The organism is Candidatus Eisenbacteria bacterium, from assembly GCA_035577985.1.
Taxonomy (GTDB): Bacteria; Desulfobacterota; Binatia; order DP-6; family DP-6; genus DATJZY01.
In genome coordinates this window covers 1-18,160 of sequence record DATJZY010000055.1, presented here as the reverse complement: position 1 = coordinate 18,160, position 18,160 = coordinate 1, and the positions used below count along the sequence as shown (strand labels likewise).

Here is an 18,160-nt window from a genome sequence, read left to right as displayed (position 1 = left end):
CGCGTGAATCACATCGAGAGATCCCTGCTGCTCTTAGGCCATGTGGAGGCGGCCTCGACCGACCTCGGAGACGACAACGAACCGAATGGCCCGTACGCTGAAAGCGTGAAGAGCTTGCACGATTAGACGATAAGCGCGTGCGGCGGCTGTATCGGCTCGAAGGCTTGCAGCTCAGGATGCGTGTACGGCGCCGCAAACACATCGCGCTCCATCGCGGGCCCGCGCCGACGCCAACGGGGCCGACGGAGCGCTGGAGCATGGATTTTGTCTACGATGCGCTGGCCGACGGGCGGCAGTTCCGGGTGCTCACGGTGGTCGATCAGTGGAGTCGCGAGAGTCCCTTGCTGGAGGTGGCTACGGCCATGTCGGGCCGGACGGTGGCCGAGGCCCTCGATCGCGTGCTCGGCGGTCACGGCGCGATCCCGCGCTCGATCACCGTCGATCACGGCACGGAGTTCACCTCCCGGGCCCTCGAGGATTGGGCGTATCAGCGGGGCGTCCAGCTCGACTTCATCCGCCCCGGCAAACCCGTGGAAAACGCCTTCATTGAGTCCTTCAACGGGCGCTTGCGCGACGAGTGCCTGAACGTGCATCAATTCGTCTCGCTCGACGACGCCCGGCGGAAGATCGAAGTCTGGCGCCGCGACTACAACGACGATCGCCCACACAGCTCGCTCGGGGACCTGACACCGCGCGAGTTTGCCACCCATCGTCAGGGAACTCGGACGGTCGAAGCAGGCGCGAATTTCTAGCAGCGGGGTGTTCGCTAACGGGTCCAACGTCAAAACCCCGCCGGCGTCCAGCTACGCGGTGTGTCCTTGACGGGGAAGCTTACGGGCCGAGCGCCGGCTTCGCCGTCGCGGGCTCGGTGGCTGTAGCGGTGGCAGTTGGTGCCTCGGTCGCCGGGCGATTGAGCCGCTGGACGGCCGCGAGTTTGGCGCAGCGACGGCTTCCGGTGGCCGCGGTTACCAGACGAACTCCCAGATGCGGACCGGCTCCGTGAACCCGGCGAGCACCGGCTGACCCCTCTCCGCGTAAACCCACGCGGTTGCCAGCGCAGTGCGCCGGCGGGCGATCAGTTCGTAGGGAGGCGGTCGCGCAAGCGGATGGCGACCCCCCTCGCCTAAAGCGAGGGGGGCACGCACGCCCCTCAGTTCTCGAAAGTCTTCCCCTTCCACGACCGCGCGGCCAGGTCGATCTCACCCTCGCTAGAGATTCTGCGTCCGTCGGAAATCTGCAAGTGGGTCTCCGTGTGCCACTTGTGTTTCCCAGTGCTCTCGTAGGTCCCCTGACCGACGGCGGTGACACCGCCGCCATCGTCCATGAAGGATTGCGAATACCAACTGAAGGTCCCGTCCTTGACCCCGCCCACGAAGGTGGCCGTGCCGAAGACCGCTCCAAATCCGGTCGCCGTCCCTTCCCAATTTACTTGGTTGAGAACGCTCCCTGCTGGTCCAGGACTGTAGGTCATCGTGGTGAACTTCAGTGAATATTCCCCGATCGGTTTGCCTGACGCCATAGGTTTTTCCTCCTGGCTTGGCGCTCTAGCCGGGACCGGCAGGGGCCGTCAACAGACAGATACATTGCACTCTTCTGGGCGAGATGTCCCGTTCACATTGCAGGAGGCGCACGATGCCACGACGACGGATTGCGTATTCGATCGAGCAGGCGCCGGGGGCGGTGCCCGGCGCCGTCCGCCGGTGAGTCGCTCTCAACGCCGAACGCGGCGCGGGCGGGGAGGTGTCGCTCCGGATGGGGATCGGGATCCACACGGGACCGGTCGTCCTCGGCGACGTCGGGGCGCGGCGCCGGCGCGAGTACACGGCCATCGGCGACGCGGTGAACGTCGCCTCGCGCATCGAGGGGCTCACGAAGCTGCAGGGCGTACAGATCCTCGTCTCCGAGGAGACGCGCCGGCAGGTCGGCGCGTCGATCGTGTTCGTGCCCGCCGCGCCGATGCGCGTCGCCGGCAAGACCGAGCCGCTGCAGACGTTCACGCCTGCCACGACCGTCCCCGCGACGTCGGCGGCGAGCTGACGACTCCGGGCGACGACATGCAATCGGGGTGATCGCGCCGGCGCGACGGCCTCTATGAGCGGGGCGCCAGTACCCGGCCGGGTGGCGCGAGCCGGCGTGCCGGCGGCTCGCTCGTTGCGCGGTCGCTCAGGACGGAGCGGCTTGCGCGCTGGCTCGGCGCCCTCGGTGCGGTCGCTCTCGTCGAACAGACCGTCGAGACGATCACGATCTTCGGCTCGGCACAGAGCGCGGCCATCGGCGCTCATCCGTCCCGACCAACCTGAGGGCGCTCGGCTGTGTGGAGTAGTCGCCCCATGGCGCGACCGCGGCAGAATTGTGTTGACACCTGCCTTGTCCGAGGGGTAGCGGGTTAGGGAGGTCGCAAGCAGGAGGGCCCGTCTCGGTCGACGCGCTGCCCCGCGGTTGTTGCCTCCGCCGCTCCGAGACGGGCTCTGGCTCCGCGGAGGTCGTCGTGAAGATATGCACTGCCACCCTACCTTTCAGGGCCGCGCTTCTCGTCGTCTTCGTCTCCGCTGTTCCCGCGTTTGCACAGCTCTCGAAGGAACAGGCCGCGTGCGTGAGAGGGCTCGGCCGCAACCTCGGGACGGTCAATGGGCAGGTCACGAAGCAGACGTTCGGCTGCCTGACGGACTTCGCGCGCGGGGTGTCTCAAGGCACCGTGGAGGCGTGCATCGCCGCCGATCCCAAGGGCAAGATCGCGAAGCTCACGAGCAAGACGGTGGAGAGCTTCGGCAAGTTCTGTACTCCGCCGCCCGCAGGCAAGCTCGACGATCCGTTCCCCGAATTCGGCGTCACGGACGCGTCGACCCTGAACGCCGCCGGATTGCGTGGCGGGCTCGACCTCGTGCACGACATCTTCGGCGCAAACCTCGACGGCGGAGTGCTCTCCACAGACCGGGGCGCTGCGTTGTGCCAGCAGGCGTCATGGAAGGCGATCGCAGCGTGTCAGCAGACACGGCTCGCAGCGTTCGATGCATGCGAGAAGCAGGCGCTCGCGGGCACTGCCACGGCGCCAGCCGTATCGTCCAAGGCCGGGCTTCGCGACGTGTGCCTTGGAGGGGGTGCCGCGGCACAGCCCGATCCGAAGGCCAAGATCGCGAAGAAGTGCTCGGACCCCGCTTCGGGAATCCCGGGCGCACTCTCGAAGAAGTGCGGCGGCGAGGATCTGGATGCGCTGCTCCCGGGCTGCGCCGGCGCCTCGGACGTCGGGCAGTGCTTGGAGCAGAAGGCGGCGTGTCGCGCCTGCCTGGCGGTTTCGCAGGCACAGGATCTCGACCGCGATTGCGACCTCTTCGATGACGGGTTCCACGACGCGAGCTGCAGCCTCGGACCGATCACGATCCTCTGCCAGAGTCCCGGTGACGCCGAGATGCTCGACCTCCCTCCCGGCTCCACCCTCGACTTCCATGGCCATGCCTTCCACCCCGTCGGCATCGACACGGTCACCGTGAACGGCACACCGGTACCGGTGGGCGCCGACGGCTCGTTCAGCCTGCCGATCACGACGGATTTCGGCATCAACTTCGTCGACATCGTCGCGACGAACGCCGTCGGAGAGCAGCGCGCCGCGACATGTGCCTTCCTAGCTGCCGGCAGCTTCGCGGCTGAAGACGTCATCCTCGACAACGACGTCATGCTGAGGCTCGGCCAGGCGGCGATCGACGACAACTCTCGTGCCGGTTCCATCAATTCCGTGGACGACGTCCTCGGCGCGATCCTGAACAGTGCCGGCCTGCTGAACACGCTCGACGCTGTGCTGCTCGCCGCCAATCCCCTCAAGCCCTCCTCGTGCGATCAGGAGGTGTGCGTACTCGGTGTGTGCGCGTGCGTGCTCCGGTCCGGGGTCACGTACCAGGCCGTATCGATCCAGGGTCCACGGACGGTCGCGCTCACGTTGGTCAACGGCGGTCTCGATAGTGTGGTGAGGTTCGAAGACCCGCGCGTGGAGCTCCGGGTCACCGGTCAGGCCGCCGGGGTCCCGTTCGACGCCACCGGCCCGGTCGACATCGACTTCCTGGAGGTCGAAATGGTTTCGGACGTCGGCGTGGACGGCGCCGGACGTCCCAACATCTCCGTGCGGCCCAACTCCGTGAGCGTGCAGGTCGGGGCGATCTCGACTGGTTTTTCCGGTCTCGACGGTTTCGTGATCAACACGATCGTGAGCCTCGCCAACGGGACGATCCGGAACCTGGTGGCCAATACTCTGAGTGTGTTCGTCCAGAGCAACTTCACCTCGGCGCTGGACGGCCTGGTGTCCGGGCTCGACTTCCCGTCGGGCAGCGTCGGGGTGCCGCGCATCGGGGAGCCCGGCTCGATCACCCTCGACTTCGCGGGGGCGTTCTCCTCGATCTCCGCTAACCCCGCACGCGTGCTCTTCGGCATCGGGACGAGCATCAGTGCTTCGCCCGCGCATGCCATCCCCTCGCTCGGGGTCGCGCTGCCCGTGGGGGCCGTGTTCGTCGATCCGAACGCGGCGGGGCGTCCGGTCGCCGTCGCGACCCACATCGGGGTGATCAATCAGGCGCTTCATGCGCTCTGGCGCGGCGGCCTGCTCCACACGACGATCGACGCGACCGTCGTCGCCGGCGTTCCCTCGGGGACCTCGGCAGAAGTCGACGCCTTGCTCCCGCCGGTGGCGGTCCTGCGCGCCGGGAACACGGTCGGTGTCGGGATCGGTGCCGTGCGCGTGGCGCTCACCTACCCGGGTGTCTTCGACGATCCGGTCACTTTCGAGATCGGGGCGGACGCAACCGTGAGTCTCGCGCTCAACGGCGATACGCTCGAGATCGCCGGCCTCACCATCGACGCCCTCCACCTCTCGGATCCGGACGCGGCGCTCGACGGCGCCACGCTGAGCGTCCTCGAAACCGTCGGACCGTTGCTCTTGCAGCGGCTCATCGACTCGGCGCTCGGCGGCGCGGCGCTGGCGGTACGAATCCCGGGGTTCCCGATCCCTTCGTCGCTCGTGCCCTACGGCCTACCGGTCGGCGGCGCGCTCCGCCTCGTCGACCCGACCCTTGTCACCATTGATCCGCATCTCATCCTGAGGGGGAACGTCGGCATACAGTAGGTGCGCGCCTGGTTGGCGACGGCTCGGCATACGACACAACTCGAATGGCCCGATCCCGGCGCGGCCGAGTGGTCGCGATAACCCTGGCAAGTTGACGGAGCACCCAAATCTCAAACGTTGGCCCGGACCCTTCGGCACCGTTCCCCCGGCTGGCGGGCCAGCCAAAGTGCGGAGCGTGCAGGATCAGACGATCGCGGCGATCCACGATGTGATCCGTGGGATCTTGAAGTGCTCCGTCACCGTTCAGGCTTGTCCTGACTGTCTGCAGCTCTCGCGCGACATGGTAGTCGTCGCTGACGGCTTGAGGTGCCCTCCGCTCGCGGCGGGCGTAGAAGGGGCACCGAATGAACGGCGCGACGGGGAAGGCGCAGGAGACGGGGCCGCGGGCCGCGGTCGACCCGCATCTCGACGTCAGACGTCAAGTCGCCGCAACCGATGTCGACGTTTCTGCCGCCAGACCTCGCCCCGACTACAACCTGGCGCTCGGTTATCTGAGAGCGTTCGTCATCCTCCTCGTCATCGCGCACCACTCGCTCCTCGGTTACGCCGCGTTCGTGCCGGAGCGAGCACGGTTCGGAGACTGGCCTCCGGCCTGGAAGGCGTTCCCGGTGATCGACACGCGGCGCTGGGCCGGCTTCGACGTGCTGATCGCGTGCAACGACGTGTTCTTCATGTCGTTGATGTTCTTCATCTCGGGGCTCTTCGTCTGGACCAGTCTGCAACGCAAAGGCCGCGCGACCTTCCTGCGAGACCGGGCTGTCCGACTGGGCGTGCCGTTCCTGGTGTCGGCGGTGCTCATCGCGCCCCTGGCGTACTACCCGTCGTATCTGATGACGGCGTCCTCGCCGCACCCGATCGACTTCCTCCGGCATTGGCCGTCGTTGGGCGCGGGCCCCGCCTGGTTCCTCTGGGTGTTGCTGGTGTTCGACTGCGCTGCGGCGGCACTCTTCTCGCGGAGCCCGCATCGGGGTGACCGCATGCGCCACGCGCTGGAGGGTCCGCTGCGCCGCCCCGCAGCGTTCTTCGCAGCGATCGTGTCGGTCTCGGCAGCAGCGTATCTGCCGATGCTGCTCGTCTTCGGCCCGTTCGTCTGGCCGTCCATCGGTCCCTTCACGTTTCAGGCGAGCCGTTTCCTCCACTACGGCGTGTGGTTCTTCGCAGGTATCGCGATCGGCGCCTGCGGCATCGACCGGAGTCTCCTCGCTCCCGACGGACCGCTCGCGCGACAGTGGCTCCGCTGGCTCGCAGTGGCGACGCTGCTGTTCGCGATCGAGGTTTCCGTCGCGCGGGCGACGCTGACACCCCCGGGAACGCCCTGGTATGCCTGGGGGATCGGCGGCGGCCTCGCCTTCGTCCTGGCCTGTGCAGCCCTGAGTCTGTCACTGACCGCAGTTTTTCTTCGCTTCGTGGGCAGGCCCACGCCGGTGTTCGACAGCCTGCGCGACAACGCCTACGGCATGTACGTGCTGCACTTCGCGTTCGTCACCTGGCTGCAGTACTTCCTGCTGAGCACGGTCCTGCCTGGCGTGGCGAAGGGAACGATCGTCCTCATCGGCGCCACGCTCCTGAGTTGGATCACCACGGCAGCGCTTCGCCGCAACCTCGCGATCGCCCGGATCATCTAATCGCGCCCGCGAGTGCCCAACGCGTACCCGTGCGTCGCAACTCTCAGTTGGCGGGTCCCAGGCGACTGGAGGCACCAGCGGCTGCACACCAAACGGGTTTGACGCTCGCACGCACCCGCGTGTAGCGTCGCCATAACCCGGACCTGAAAGTGGGTGTCGGGTTAACCCTCCGCGCGGGACTCGGCGGGCCAGAGCACGACCCTCATCGCTTGGTCCAGCGACTGAACCGGAAGACTGCCACCGCACGGCGGTCCGTCCGAAGGTAAGGAGAGGGGCGGACCATGGCCGAAGACAACTCGCGCCTGCCAGGGGTAGTCAGCGCGTTCACGATGGTGCTGTTTCTCGCGGCTTCGGCCGCACAAGCCAGGTGCCCGAAGGACTGCAAGCGGGTCATCCGGCAAGACGCGATCGTGTGCCGGCGGCCGTGTCCGAACGGTGAGACCGGCAAGGTCTGTCGGGCCGACTGCCGGCGTGCGTTGAAGACCGACCTGGCCACATGCCGGGCGAACCCGACGGCGCCGAACTGCGGCGCGACGACGACCACCACCACGACATCCACCACCACTACGACATCCACGACCACCACGACGTCCACCACGACCACGACGTCGTTCCCTACGTGCTCGGAAGGCGACTCGTGCGGATGCGAGGACTCTGGCGGCAGCGCCTGCCTGCCGGACATCGACGGCGTGCACAAGTATTGCTTCGGATCACCGTTGCTACCGGGCTACTGCTCGGACGATGCAGCGTGTCCCTCCGGTTATCACTGCCTGCAGTTTCTCAGCAATGTCTGCGCCCCAACCTGCGCCGTCTACACGTGCGGCAGCTCGCTGGCGCCAACCTGCGGCGGGACGTGCCGCAGCGGGCAGGTCTGTGGGCAGGTGTCGGGGCAAGACTCCTGCGCGTGTGTCACCGCCGACGACACGTGCGCCATTTCCGAGGCGCCGACCTGTGGCGGGACGTGCCCCGGCGGAAATGTGTGTGGGAAGCTCTCTGGTCAGAGCTCCTGCTGGTGCGATGCCGCCGACTCGTGCAACTTTTCCGAGGCGCCGACCTGCGGCGGGACGTGCCCCCTTTTCACGGATCCCCGCGATGGAACATTGCACTCACAGGTGTGCGGCCAGGCGTCCGGGTCGAGCTCCTGCACGTGCGTTCCCTCCGACGCTACAGGGTCGTCGGGATGAAGGAATCTTCTTCAAGCTTGTCCGCGCCCGTCAGGCCGCCGGCTCCCGTGCATGCTCGGCGCACAGCTCCTCGAAGCGCGCGAGCGCCTGGTCGGCGTCGGCCACGTCGAAGGTCTCGAAGTGCCGGACCCGATCGCCGTCGGCGACGACCATGCGGAGGAAGACGTTCTCGAACGGACCGCCGTCCGGGACCGTTCCGTATTGGTGCATGACCGCCACGCATCCGTGGCGATTCCACGCGAGGAGGCGGTGCGTTTCCGTGCGGAGGTCGCTGGCCAGCTCGCGGTGCACCCGAACTGCAGCGACGAGCTCGTCGCAGGCGAGCGTCCCCAGGCCGAGCTTCCGGTGGTCGCGGTACACGAGGTCGTCGGCGAGGCAGGCTCGGAACGCGAGCCAGTCGCGCCGCGTGAGCGCGTGGTCGAGGGCCAGGATGACAGCCTGCGCCGGGGCCGAGCCCGCCTCTCCTGCGACGAAGCGCGCGTGCGCTTCGTCGAACGCGGCGTAGCGATCATCCGGGTCCCAGTTGACGACCGCCACGAGTCGGCCGGCGGCGTCCACTTCGACCAGCGCAACGAGGTCGATCTCGAACTCGCCCCCGTCGGGCCCGCCCACCTGGACGAGGCGCTCGACTGCGATGCGATCGCCCGTCGTACCGAGCAGCTCGCGCGTGACGCGGAGGCGTGGCTGCGAGCGGATGAACTCCATGTTCTTGGTGTAGAGCTCGAAATCGCCGGTCACCATCGAGCGCTTGCGACGATCGTCGAACGTGAAGTCGGGGCTCGCGAGCGCACGGAGCGCCTCCCACCGGCGCAGCCTGGCGGCTTCGAGCATGCGGTCGCGTACACGACACGCGGCGTTCGGTGGGATGCGCGTGGCATCCGGACGCAGCTCCGCGAAGCGCGCCCGCGCGACGTCGAGGTCCTCGAGCTCGAAGATCTCCACGGCGACCGGTCGACCCCGCTCGAGGCGGATGAGATTCACAAACACGGATTCGAACGAGCCGCCCTCCGCGAGAGTGCCGAACGCGTGGCTGACGGCGAGGATCCCATGGTTCCCGCTGGCGACCTCGTACATGGGCTCGCTGATCGCGTCGGGACATTGCTCGAAGAGCGAGCGGGTCCATGCGAGGTACGCGTCGGCGGTCTCCAGTCGGCCGGCCCCGCTGCGGCGGTGGTCGTCGTACACGAAATCATCGGGCAGTACGGCGCGGATTCGTTCGAGGTCGCCCGCTATGAGGCCGCGGCGCCACTCGAGGAGGGGGGACACACCTCGTCCCGCGCTTCGCGCCAGGCGCTCGACCAGCTCCAGGTTCGCTGCGCGCCGGTCGTCGGGGTCGAAGACGATTCGCGCGACGATGCGGCCCTCGGCGTCGACCTCGGTGAGGCTGAGGGTCTCGATCTCGTAGGCCGATTGGTCATCGACTCTCGTCCAGCGTTGGCGATAGAGCGCCAGCCGGTCGCCTGACGTGGCGAGTAGTGTGCGGGTGGCCCGGCTTCGGCGCGAGTGGATGTACTGCATGCTCGCCAGGTACATCTCGAGATCGCCGCTGGTGCGGAGGCCGCGACGACGGTCATCGTACACGAGCGTCGGGGCGCACAGCGCCCGCAGGGCGTCCCAGTCCTGCGCTTCGCCGGCCTCGTGCAGGCGATCGCACGCGTGCGTCGCGGCGTTCGGTGGGATGCGCAGCGGATCGGGCCGCAGCTCCGCGAAGCGCGCCCGGGCGACGTCGAGGTCCTCCACCTCGAAGATCTCCACTCCGACGAATCGGTCGCCGTCGAGGTGGAAGAGCTGCACGTAGACGGACTCGAACGTGCCACCCCCCTCCGCGAGCGTCCCGTACCTGCGAGCGACGGAGAGCATGCCATGCTTCTCCAGCGCGATCGTGTAGAGGACCTCGATGCTCACGTCGGGTGACTGCTCGATCAACGCGGCGACCGCGGCGAGGTAGGCCTCGATGCCCTCGAGCCGGCCGACGCCGGTCCGGCGATGATCGTCGAAGACGAAGTCCCGTGGATGCAGGGCCCGCAGGCGATCGAGATCATGGCCGTTGAGCGCGCGACCCAGCTCGAAGAAGATCGCCGGGACCCGCCGATGCGCATCGCTGCGGGCGAAGCGTTCGAGCAGCTCCACGAAAGCGCCGCGGCGATCGTCGGGGTCGAAGATGATTCGCGCGACGATGCGCCCCTCGGCGTCGACCTCGGTAAGGAGGAGCGTGTCTATCTCGTAGGCGGGCTGGTCATCGGCTCCGGTCCAGAGCATGCGATAGAGCGCCAGCCGGTCACCCGACGTGGCGAGCAGCGTGCGGGCCGGCCGCGCTCCGTGCGAGAAGATGTATCGCCAGCTCGTGAGACACGTCTCGAGATCGCCGCTGGTGCGGAGGCCGCGGCGGCGGTCGTCGTACTCGAGCGTCGGGGCGCACAGCGCCTGCAGGGCGTCCCAATCCTGCGCGTCGCCGGCTTCGTCCACGCGATCGCACGCGCGCGTCGCGGCGTTCGGTGGGATGCGCAGCGGATCGGGCCGGAGCTCCGCGAAGCGCGCCAGCGCGGCGTCGACCTGCTCGGGCTCGAACAGCTCCTGCCGCGTGATGCGGCCGTCCGCGACGATGAACACCGCCACGCTCGGGCTCTCGAAGACGCCCCCGTCGCGGAGCGTGCCGGATAGCCGCACGAGGATCGCCGACCCGTACCGGGCGTGCGCCAGCGTGCAGGCGACGGCGATCTGGCTGTTCGGCGCGAGGTCCCACGTCGCCGCGCAGGCTTCGACCCACGCGTCGGCACCCTCGATCACGCCCAGTCGGGCTGGACGATGATCGTCCAGCACGAAGTCGTCCGCGAGCGCCGCACGCATGCGGGTCCGGTCGCGGTCGTTGAACGCTTCGACGAGCTCGAACGCCGGTCCCACCGCCGCCGCGGCCACGGCGTCGCGGGCGAACCAGCGACCGTATGCCTCGCGGGTGGCGGCGCGCCAGTCGTCGGCGTCGAAGATGACGCCGGCGGTGGTCCGCCCGCTCTCGTCGACCTCCGCGAGCGCGAGGTACTCGATCTCGAACTGACCCATGGAGGAGATCAGCGAGGTCTCGGGCGCGCGGGCCGCGGCAGTGCCGCCGGAGTCGCCGGTCAGGAGGAAGCGCCCGAGAGCCACGCGATCGCCGGCGGTGCCCACGAGCTGCCGCTTGACGCGGACGTTGCACATCGAGGCGGTCCGCTGCGCGTCGGCGATCCACCAGTCGACGTCCCCCGAGACCCTGGCGAGGCGACGCCGGTCCTCGAACTTCGCATCCGGTGCGCAGAGAGCGCGCATGGTGGCCCAGTCGCGCGCTGCGAACGCCGCGAACCACCGATCCCCGGCCGTGCTCGCCGCGTTCGGCCGCGCCAGAGCGGCGAGCGGAACGCGGGCCGCGTCCGCGCGGACGGCTTCGAAGCGCGCGCGGGCTGCGTCGAGCTGGTCGAGGTTGTAGGTATCGAATCGTTGGACGCGCCCGTCCGAGTCGAAAACCGGCACGGCGACGAGGGGCATCTCGAACGGCCCGCCTTCGCGGCTCCCCGTCCACCGCACAATAGCGAGCGCTCGGCGTTCATCGAGGGCGAGGACGTGGTCGACGCGGAAGGTGACGTCGGGCGCGAGGTCGACGAGCGTGCGGACGCTCGCCAGGTACTCATCGCGTGATTGCAGCGTAGCCCATCCAACCGGACGATGGTCCTCGAGCACGAGGGCCGGGTCGAACACCGAGGCCAGCTCGTCCCAGTCACGCGCGGCCACGGCTCGCTCGAAACGCCGCAAGGTCTCCCAGGTGCGAGCGTAGGGCGCGGCTTCGCCGGCGGCGTAGCGGTCGTCGAGCTCGGCGTACGCCCCGTCGAGGTCCTTGGGGTCGAGCAGGACGATGGCCACGCGATCGCCGGCATCGTCCACCTCGACGACCAGGAGCCAATCGGCTTCGCTCGGTCCGACGTTGCGGTCGGTGCCCTCGAAACGCCCACGTTGGAGTGCCAGGCGCTCACCCCGCGTGGCGAGGACGCTGGCCGAGATCCGGGCCGACGTCATGTCGAAGATCAGGCGCATGGACTCGAGATGCATCATCGTCCGGCGGTCGATCTGCCGGAATCCCGGCGCGTGGATCGCGACGAAGCGGTCCCAGTCACGCGCCTCCCACGCCTCCCTGTGGCGGTCCCAGGACCGCGTGGCGGTATTCGTGATGAGGGGGGTCGCCGGCGGCTCGGCCGCCAGCGCGTCGAAGCGGGCGAGCGCGTCGGCCTCGGCGTCGACGTCGAAATATTCGATGCGCGTCACGAGGCCATCCGTTCCGAAGACCCAGAGCATGAGGAACACTCTCTCGTAGGCGCCGCCGCCGGCACGGTCGGTGCCGACGTGAGTCCGGCGCACGAGCAACGCATCGGACCCGAGGCCGAGGACGTCGTCCTCGCGTACGGCGATGTCGACGGCGACCTCGCGCAGGCTGCGATGGTGCTGCAGCACCGCTTCCGCCCCGCGGGCGGACCACGTCCCCAGGACCCGGTGGTCGACGGCCTCGACGGCGGGTGCGTACCCGGTCGCGATGCGATCGGGATCGACCGGTCCCAGCATTGCCGCGACCGAGCGCGCCGTCGCGGCGGCGCGGGTGCGCGCGGGGCCGTCGCGGAGGAGCTCGGCGTAGCGCTCGTACAACCGGACGACGGCGTCCCCCAGCCGGTCGACGGCGAACAGCTCCGCCTGCCGCCTTCGGGTGTCCGTGTCGCCGCAGCTCAGAACGAGGAGCTCTCGTTCGTACGCACCGACGTCGAACCTACCGCCGTCGACGCCGCTCGCCGATATCGACAACCGAAGCAGCGCCAGCGACTCGCCCAGGGTGGCCAGGGGCTCGTGGTGGAACTGGAGATCCCGGGCTCTCAGCATCATGCGCCGCGAGGCGAGGTCCCCCATGTTGTCGTACGTGGTGCCTGTAGGATGGTCGATGGTCTCCGACTCGTCGGCACTGAGGGCAGCGAGCGCGTCCAGGTCACGGGCCGCCATCGCGGCATCGAGGCGGGCCGCGTGGGCGGTCGCAGCGTTCGGTCGGATGCGACGCGCCACCTTCCTCGCGACTCGGGATGACGGTGCCGATCGCGCAGGCGAAGGTTCGACCGCCAGCTCGTCGAAGCGGGCGAGCGCCTCGACGACGCGGTCGACGTCGAAAAACTCGCTGCGCGTCACGCGACCGTCGGCGCCGAAGCGCCAGAGCGACAGCGCCTCCTGCTCGAAGGGACCTCCGCTGGCGCGGTCGGTGCCGAACAACGGCCGGCGACAGAGAAGCGCGTCGGATCGTAGCGCGAGAACGTCGTCGATGCGGGCGACGAGGTTCTCGGCGAGCTCCCAGAGGCTCCGGACGCCGCTCAGGTAGGCCTCGACGCCGCGACCGGTGCCGAACCCGAGACGCCGGTGGTCGACGTACTCGATCGTCGGTGCCACGACCGCCCGGGCGGACTCGATATCGAGCGCGTCCACGACGACCGCGACGGCACGCGCCGTCGCCGCGGCGCGCTCGCGTGCGGACCCGGCGGGAAGAGTCTCGGCGTACCGCTCGTACAGCCGTGCGACCGCGTCGGCCTGGTGATCGTCGGCGAAGATTTCGAGACGAAGGTTCCGCCCCTGCGCATCGACCTCGATCAGCACGACCGCGTCCACGGCCGCGGGCCCCACATCGAGGTCACCCGCCTGGACGCCACGGAACGACACGGACCTGCGACACAGCGCGAGCGAGTCTCCGAGGGTCGCCAGCGCTTCGTGCGAGACGCTGGCGAGCGACGCGAAGAGCGTCTCCTGGCTGAGCGCCGCCTGGCGATCGGACGTGGTCCCGGTGGGATGGTGTACGAACACCGCCTCGGGCGCGATCTCGGCGGCGAGCGCCGCTTTGACGTCCCGCGCGGTCGCCGCGACGTCGCAGCGAGCCGCATGCGCGGTCGCGGCGTTCGGGCGTACCCGGCGCATCGGGGCCGGGGAGGGCGCCGCGGCGGCCGCGAGCTCGTCGAAGCGGGCGAGCGCCTCGGCCTCGTGGTCGACGTCGAACTGTTCGAGGGTCGCCATCAGGCCATCCGTTCCCGAGACCCACATGAACAGACACGGTCTCTCGTACGGGCCGCCGGAGGCGCGATCCGTCCCGAAGTTCGTCAAGCGCAGCAGCCCCGCACCGGGGCGCAGATCGACGACGTCGTCGACGCGGTTGGCAACATCGTCGACGGCCTCGAAGAGGGAGCGGACGACCGAGCCGAACTCTTGGATACCGTGCATGGCCCCGAAGCCAACGTGCCGGTGATCGGCGTACTCGATGCCGGGTGCCACTGCCGAGATCATGCGATCGACGTCGAGTCGTCCCAAATATGCCGCGAGCGAGCGCGCCGTCGCCGCGGCGCGGTCGCGTGCGGGGCCGGCGGGGAGGAGCTCGGCGTAGCGTTCGTACAGCCGGACGACGCCATCGCCGAGCCGGTCGGCGGCGAAGAACTCGGCCCGCTGCAGCAGTCCGTGCGGGTCGACATCGATCAGGGTGACATTGGCCCCCTCGATGGCGCCGAAGTCCGAGAAGTCGAGCGGGGCGGTCGAGTCGCCCCCGCCGGACGTCGAAACCGACAGGGAGCTGAGCGCGAGCCTGTCGCCGAGGGTCGCGAGCGGCTCGAATCGGTGCCTCAAGTCTCGAGTGCTCAGCAGAGAGCGATACGAGACGAGGATTCCCTCCACGTCGTAGTCGACGCCGGTGGGATGGTGCACCACCATCCCGTCCTGGGCGAACAGTGCGGGCATTGCATCGGCGTCTCGCGCCGCGATCGCGGCATCCAGCCGAGCTTGCTGCGCGGTCGCCACGTTCGCCCGAACTCGGGGACGTACCGGTCGCGGCACGTCGCCGGCCGGCGACGCCGCCGCGAGCGCGTCGAAGCGGGCGAGCGCCTCGTCCTCGCGATCGGCCGGGTACCATTCGAGACGTGTGAGGAGCCCGTTCGCGCCGAAGCCCCAGAGCGACAGGTGGTGCCGCTCGTACGGCCCGCCGCCGGCGCGGGCCGTGCCGAGCACCATCTGGCGAATGAGCAGGGCGTCGGGTCCCAGACCGAGGACGTCGTCGACGCGGACCGTGGAGTCGTCGGTGAGGTCCACGAAGGCGCGGAGGCCGCGCAGGAACCGTTCGGCTCCGCGCGCGGACCCCAGGCCGACCTGCTGGTGGTCGACGAACTCGATCGCGGGATCGACGGCCGCGGCGTAGGAATCCATGAAGTCGCGCTGCCTCCACGTCAGCAGGACCGTGCCGACGGATCGTGCCGTCGCGGCGGCGCGCTCGCGCGCGGCACCGTCAGGGAGAATCTCGGCATGGCGCGCGTAGAGCCGCGCGACGGCGTCGCCGAGATGGTCGTCGGCGAACTGCTCGACACGCCAGTGCCGATCGGCGTCGCCTTCGATGACGATGTAGAATTCGTAGAGACTCTTGCCAAAGGACGCGCCGTCGGCCTCGGCGAGCTCGTCGACCGACTGTGAGCCGCGGCAGAGCGCGAGCGACGTGCCGAGCGTCGCCACGGGCTCGTGCGAGAAGGCGAGCCCCTTGGCTCGAATGATCGGGTCGAGGTAATCGAGGACTTCGGCGCGGCCATACGTCCTGCCGTTCGGGTGGTCCACGAGCTCGTGGTCGTCCCTGAGCAGCGTGGCGAGCGCGCCGGCATCCCGGGCGGCGATCGCCGCGTCGAAGCGGGCGACGTTCGCGACCACCGCGTTCGCGCGCACCCGACGCCGACTGGCGCGGCCTCGCACGGGGCGAGCCGCGGGCGCGGGCTCCCGTCGCTCGGCCGTTCGGCCCACGCGGCGCGCCTGCTCGACGAGCAGCGTGGCGCCCTTCGCCTCCCACAGCTCGATCGTGCGCGCGTCCTCGGCATCGGCCTCGCCGCTCCGCCCCGCCGCACGCAACGCCGCGCCGAGCGCGCGGCGGGCGTCGGCATGATCGAGCAATGCGTCCGTCGTCGACGCGATCCCGACGGCCGCGCGCGCGAGCTCGACGGCGGCCGCGTGCTCGCCTCGTCGCGCGAGCGCCTCGGCTCGCACACCGCGCCAGGCGACGGCGGCGCGCAGGTCGTCACCCGCGAGCGCCTCGCTCTGGTGGCTGAGCGCCTCGGCGTCGGCGTCCCGGCCGAGCGCGAGCAATGCCCGACCCAGGAGCGCCGCCGCCTGTGCCGCATCGATCCGGAGCCCGAGGGAGCGCAATCCCTCGTACGCCGCCCGCAGGCCGCGCTCCGCCGCCGCTGCGTCGCCCTCGTAGAGCTCGATCTGCCCCGCGGCGACGTCGGCTTCCAGGAGCCGCTGCGTGATGCCGAGCTCCTCGACGAGCCGCCGGGAGGACGCGAGCATGCGTCGCGCGGCGTCGGTCCGGCCGCGCAGCGCCTCGAGCACGCCCTGGCAGCGCAGTGCGACCGCCTCGACGGCAGGGGCACCTTGCGTGATCCGCAGCACCCGCACGACGTCGAGGCAGCGGCCGCTCGCCCGCGTGACCGGGCTCGGTCCCCAAAGCGCCGCGAGGGGCACGCCCGAGAGCACCGCGTTCGCGCGCCGGCGGTCGTGTCCGCGTCGTGCCGCGGCGAGCGCGCGATCGAGCGCCGCCTCGCACTCGCCGACCTTGCCGAGCCGCGCGAGCGCCATGGCGTGCACGTGGTGCGCCTTCGCCTCGCCCGCGGCATCTCCGGCGGCCGCGAGCGTGTCGGCCGCCGCCGCGACCGCGTCGACCGTCGCGCGCAGCGACTGCGGATCGGTGAGCACGGCGTGCTGGCCGGCGAGGCAGGTGTGCCAGCCGCGCAGGCGATCCGAGCCGTCGGCGAAGCGGCCGAGCTCTGCGATCCCCTTCGCCGCCGTGGCGACGTCGCCGGACGCGAGCAAGGCCTCGCACCAGTCGAGTGCCAGGTCGGCGCGCGCGGGGTCCGTCTCGTCGAGCCGCGCGAGCGCGCGGCCGAGGAGGCTCGCCGCCACCGGCACGTCGTCGCGTGCGAGGGCGCGGCGCCCCGCCGCGGCGAGGTGGCGCGCGGCACGCTCGCCGAGCGCTCGACCCTGCACGTCGAGCGGACCCAGGTCACGCAGGCTCTGATGGGCCTGCTCGAGGTGCCAGCCGAGCGTTTCGTCGTGCTCGACGGCCTCGCCGGCCTTCGCCTCGAGCCAGTCCGCGAAGCGCGCGTGCAGCTCGGCTCGCGTGCCCTTGAGGACCCGCCGGTACGCGGCATCCCGGATGAGCACGTGGTGGAACCGTAGCACCGGCTCGCCGAGCAGCCACCCGACGTCGGGCTCGATCAGCTCGCTCCGTCGCAGCGACTCGAGACGCGCGTCGAGATCGGCGACGTCGCGCGGCAGGAGCTGTGCGACGGCCGTCCGCGAGAACTGCCGGCCGACGACCGCCGCGCGCTCGAGCACGGTCCGCTCCTCCGGCCGGAGCCGCTCGATGCGCGCCGCGAGGAGCGCCTGGATCGTCGGCGGCATCTCGAGCGCCGCGAGCTCCACGCCCATCACCCAACGACCGCCCTCGCGCTTGAGCGCGCCGTCCTGCACGAGCATCCGGACGAGCTCGCCCACGAAGAGCGGGTTCCCTTCGCTGGTCGCGAGCACGCGCCCGGCGATGGCCGCGGGCAGGGCGTCGGCGCCGACCACGTTCGCCGCGAGCCGGGTCGCCGCCGCGGCGTCGAGCCCGCCGAGCGTCACCACGTCGGCGACGAGCGCGCCGGGCGCGGCGAGCGACGAGCGCAGCTCGCGCAGCTCCGGGCGCGCCGCGACGAGGACGAGGAGCGGCACGCCGGCGCTCCATTGCACGAGGTGCTCGGTCAGGTCGAGCAGCAGCGGCTCGGCCCACTGGAGGTCGTCGATCGCGAGGACCACCGGTCGCGTCGCGGCGATGGCGGCGAGGAGCCGGCGCACGACGAAGAAGGTCTCCTCCGGCGACGCCGGGGTGCCGGCGAGAAGCGCCGCGATGCCGTCGGCGATGCGCGCGGACTCGTCGCCGGAGACGAGCGCGCCGACGGCGGTCCGAACGGCGTCGCGGTCCGCGCCGTCATCGAGGCCGAGGCAGGTGCGCAACGCCGCGACGAGCGGCGCGAACGTCGCGCCGCCGGCGGCGTCGCAATGCGCCGCCAGCACCGTCGAGCGGTCGCCGAGGCGCCGCGCGAGCTCCGCGAGGAGGCGCGACTTGCCGAGCCCCGGCGAGCCGAGGATCACGGCCAGCCGCGCGCCCGGCGCGGCGACCGCCGCCTCGTAGACGGCCAGCA

At 70.1% G+C, this 18,160-nt stretch carries 6 protein-coding genes and 1 pseudogene; 4 read left to right on the top strand and 3 right to left on the bottom strand.

Annotated elements, in window-relative coordinates; all coding sequences use genetic code 11:
* Window positions 1-131: 131 nt before the first annotated feature.
* Window positions 132-752 (top strand): annotated as a pseudogene (locus tag VMS22_08790) (IS3 family transposase).
* A gap of 398 nt (window positions 753-1,150) precedes the next feature.
* Here the strand turns inward: VMS22_08790 and VMS22_08785 are convergent.
* On the bottom strand, window positions 1,151-1,519 hold the full coding sequence (locus VMS22_08785) for a hypothetical protein (GenBank protein HXJ34124.1): 369 nt from the start codon (window positions 1,517-1,519) through the stop codon (window positions 1,151-1,153).
* 221 nt (window positions 1,520-1,740) lie between these two features.
* On the opposite strand from VMS22_08785, the gene VMS22_08780 reads away from it, so the two are divergent.
* The 3 genes from VMS22_08780 (at window position 1,741) to VMS22_08770 (ending at window position 6,732) form a co-directional block, all read left to right on the top strand.
* A complete protein-coding gene (locus tag VMS22_08780) occupies window positions 1,741-2,037 on the top strand; it encodes an adenylate/guanylate cyclase domain-containing protein (GenBank protein HXJ34123.1) in 297 nt (98 codons plus the stop codon).
* A gap of 556 nt (window positions 2,038-2,593) precedes the next feature.
* Entirely contained in the window at window positions 2,594-5,107 is a 2,514-nt protein-coding gene (locus VMS22_08775) for a hypothetical protein (protein HXJ34122.1), read from the top strand.
* A gap of 344 nt (window positions 5,108-5,451) precedes the next feature.
* On the top strand, window positions 5,452-6,732 hold the full coding sequence (locus VMS22_08770) for an acyltransferase (protein HXJ34121.1): 1,281 nt from the start codon (window positions 5,452-5,454) through the stop codon (window positions 6,730-6,732).
* Window positions 6,733-6,934: 202 nt separating this feature from the next.
* On the opposite strand, the gene VMS22_08765 is transcribed toward VMS22_08770, so the two are convergent.
* A complete protein-coding gene (locus VMS22_08765; protein HXJ34120.1) occupies window positions 6,935-7,336 on the bottom strand; it encodes a hypothetical protein in 402 nt (133 codons plus the stop codon).
* Window positions 7,337-7,946: 610 nt separating this feature from the next.
* A complete protein-coding gene (locus VMS22_08760) occupies window positions 7,947-18,158 on the bottom strand; it encodes a nuclear transport factor 2 family protein (GenBank protein ID HXJ34119.1) in 10,212 nt (3,403 codons plus the stop codon).
* Window positions 18,159-18,160 lie beyond the last annotated feature (2 nt).

What these genes read in the sequence shown, in the direction of transcription:
- VMS22_08785 (HXJ34124.1), bottom strand. Translation starts at nt 1,519, where the DNA reads ATGGCGTCAGGCAAACCGATCGGGGAATATTCACTGAAGTTCACCACG.
- VMS22_08770 (HXJ34121.1), top strand. Translation starts at nt 5,452, where the DNA reads ATGAACGGCGCGACGGGGAAGGCGCAGGAGACGGGGCCGCGGGCCGCG.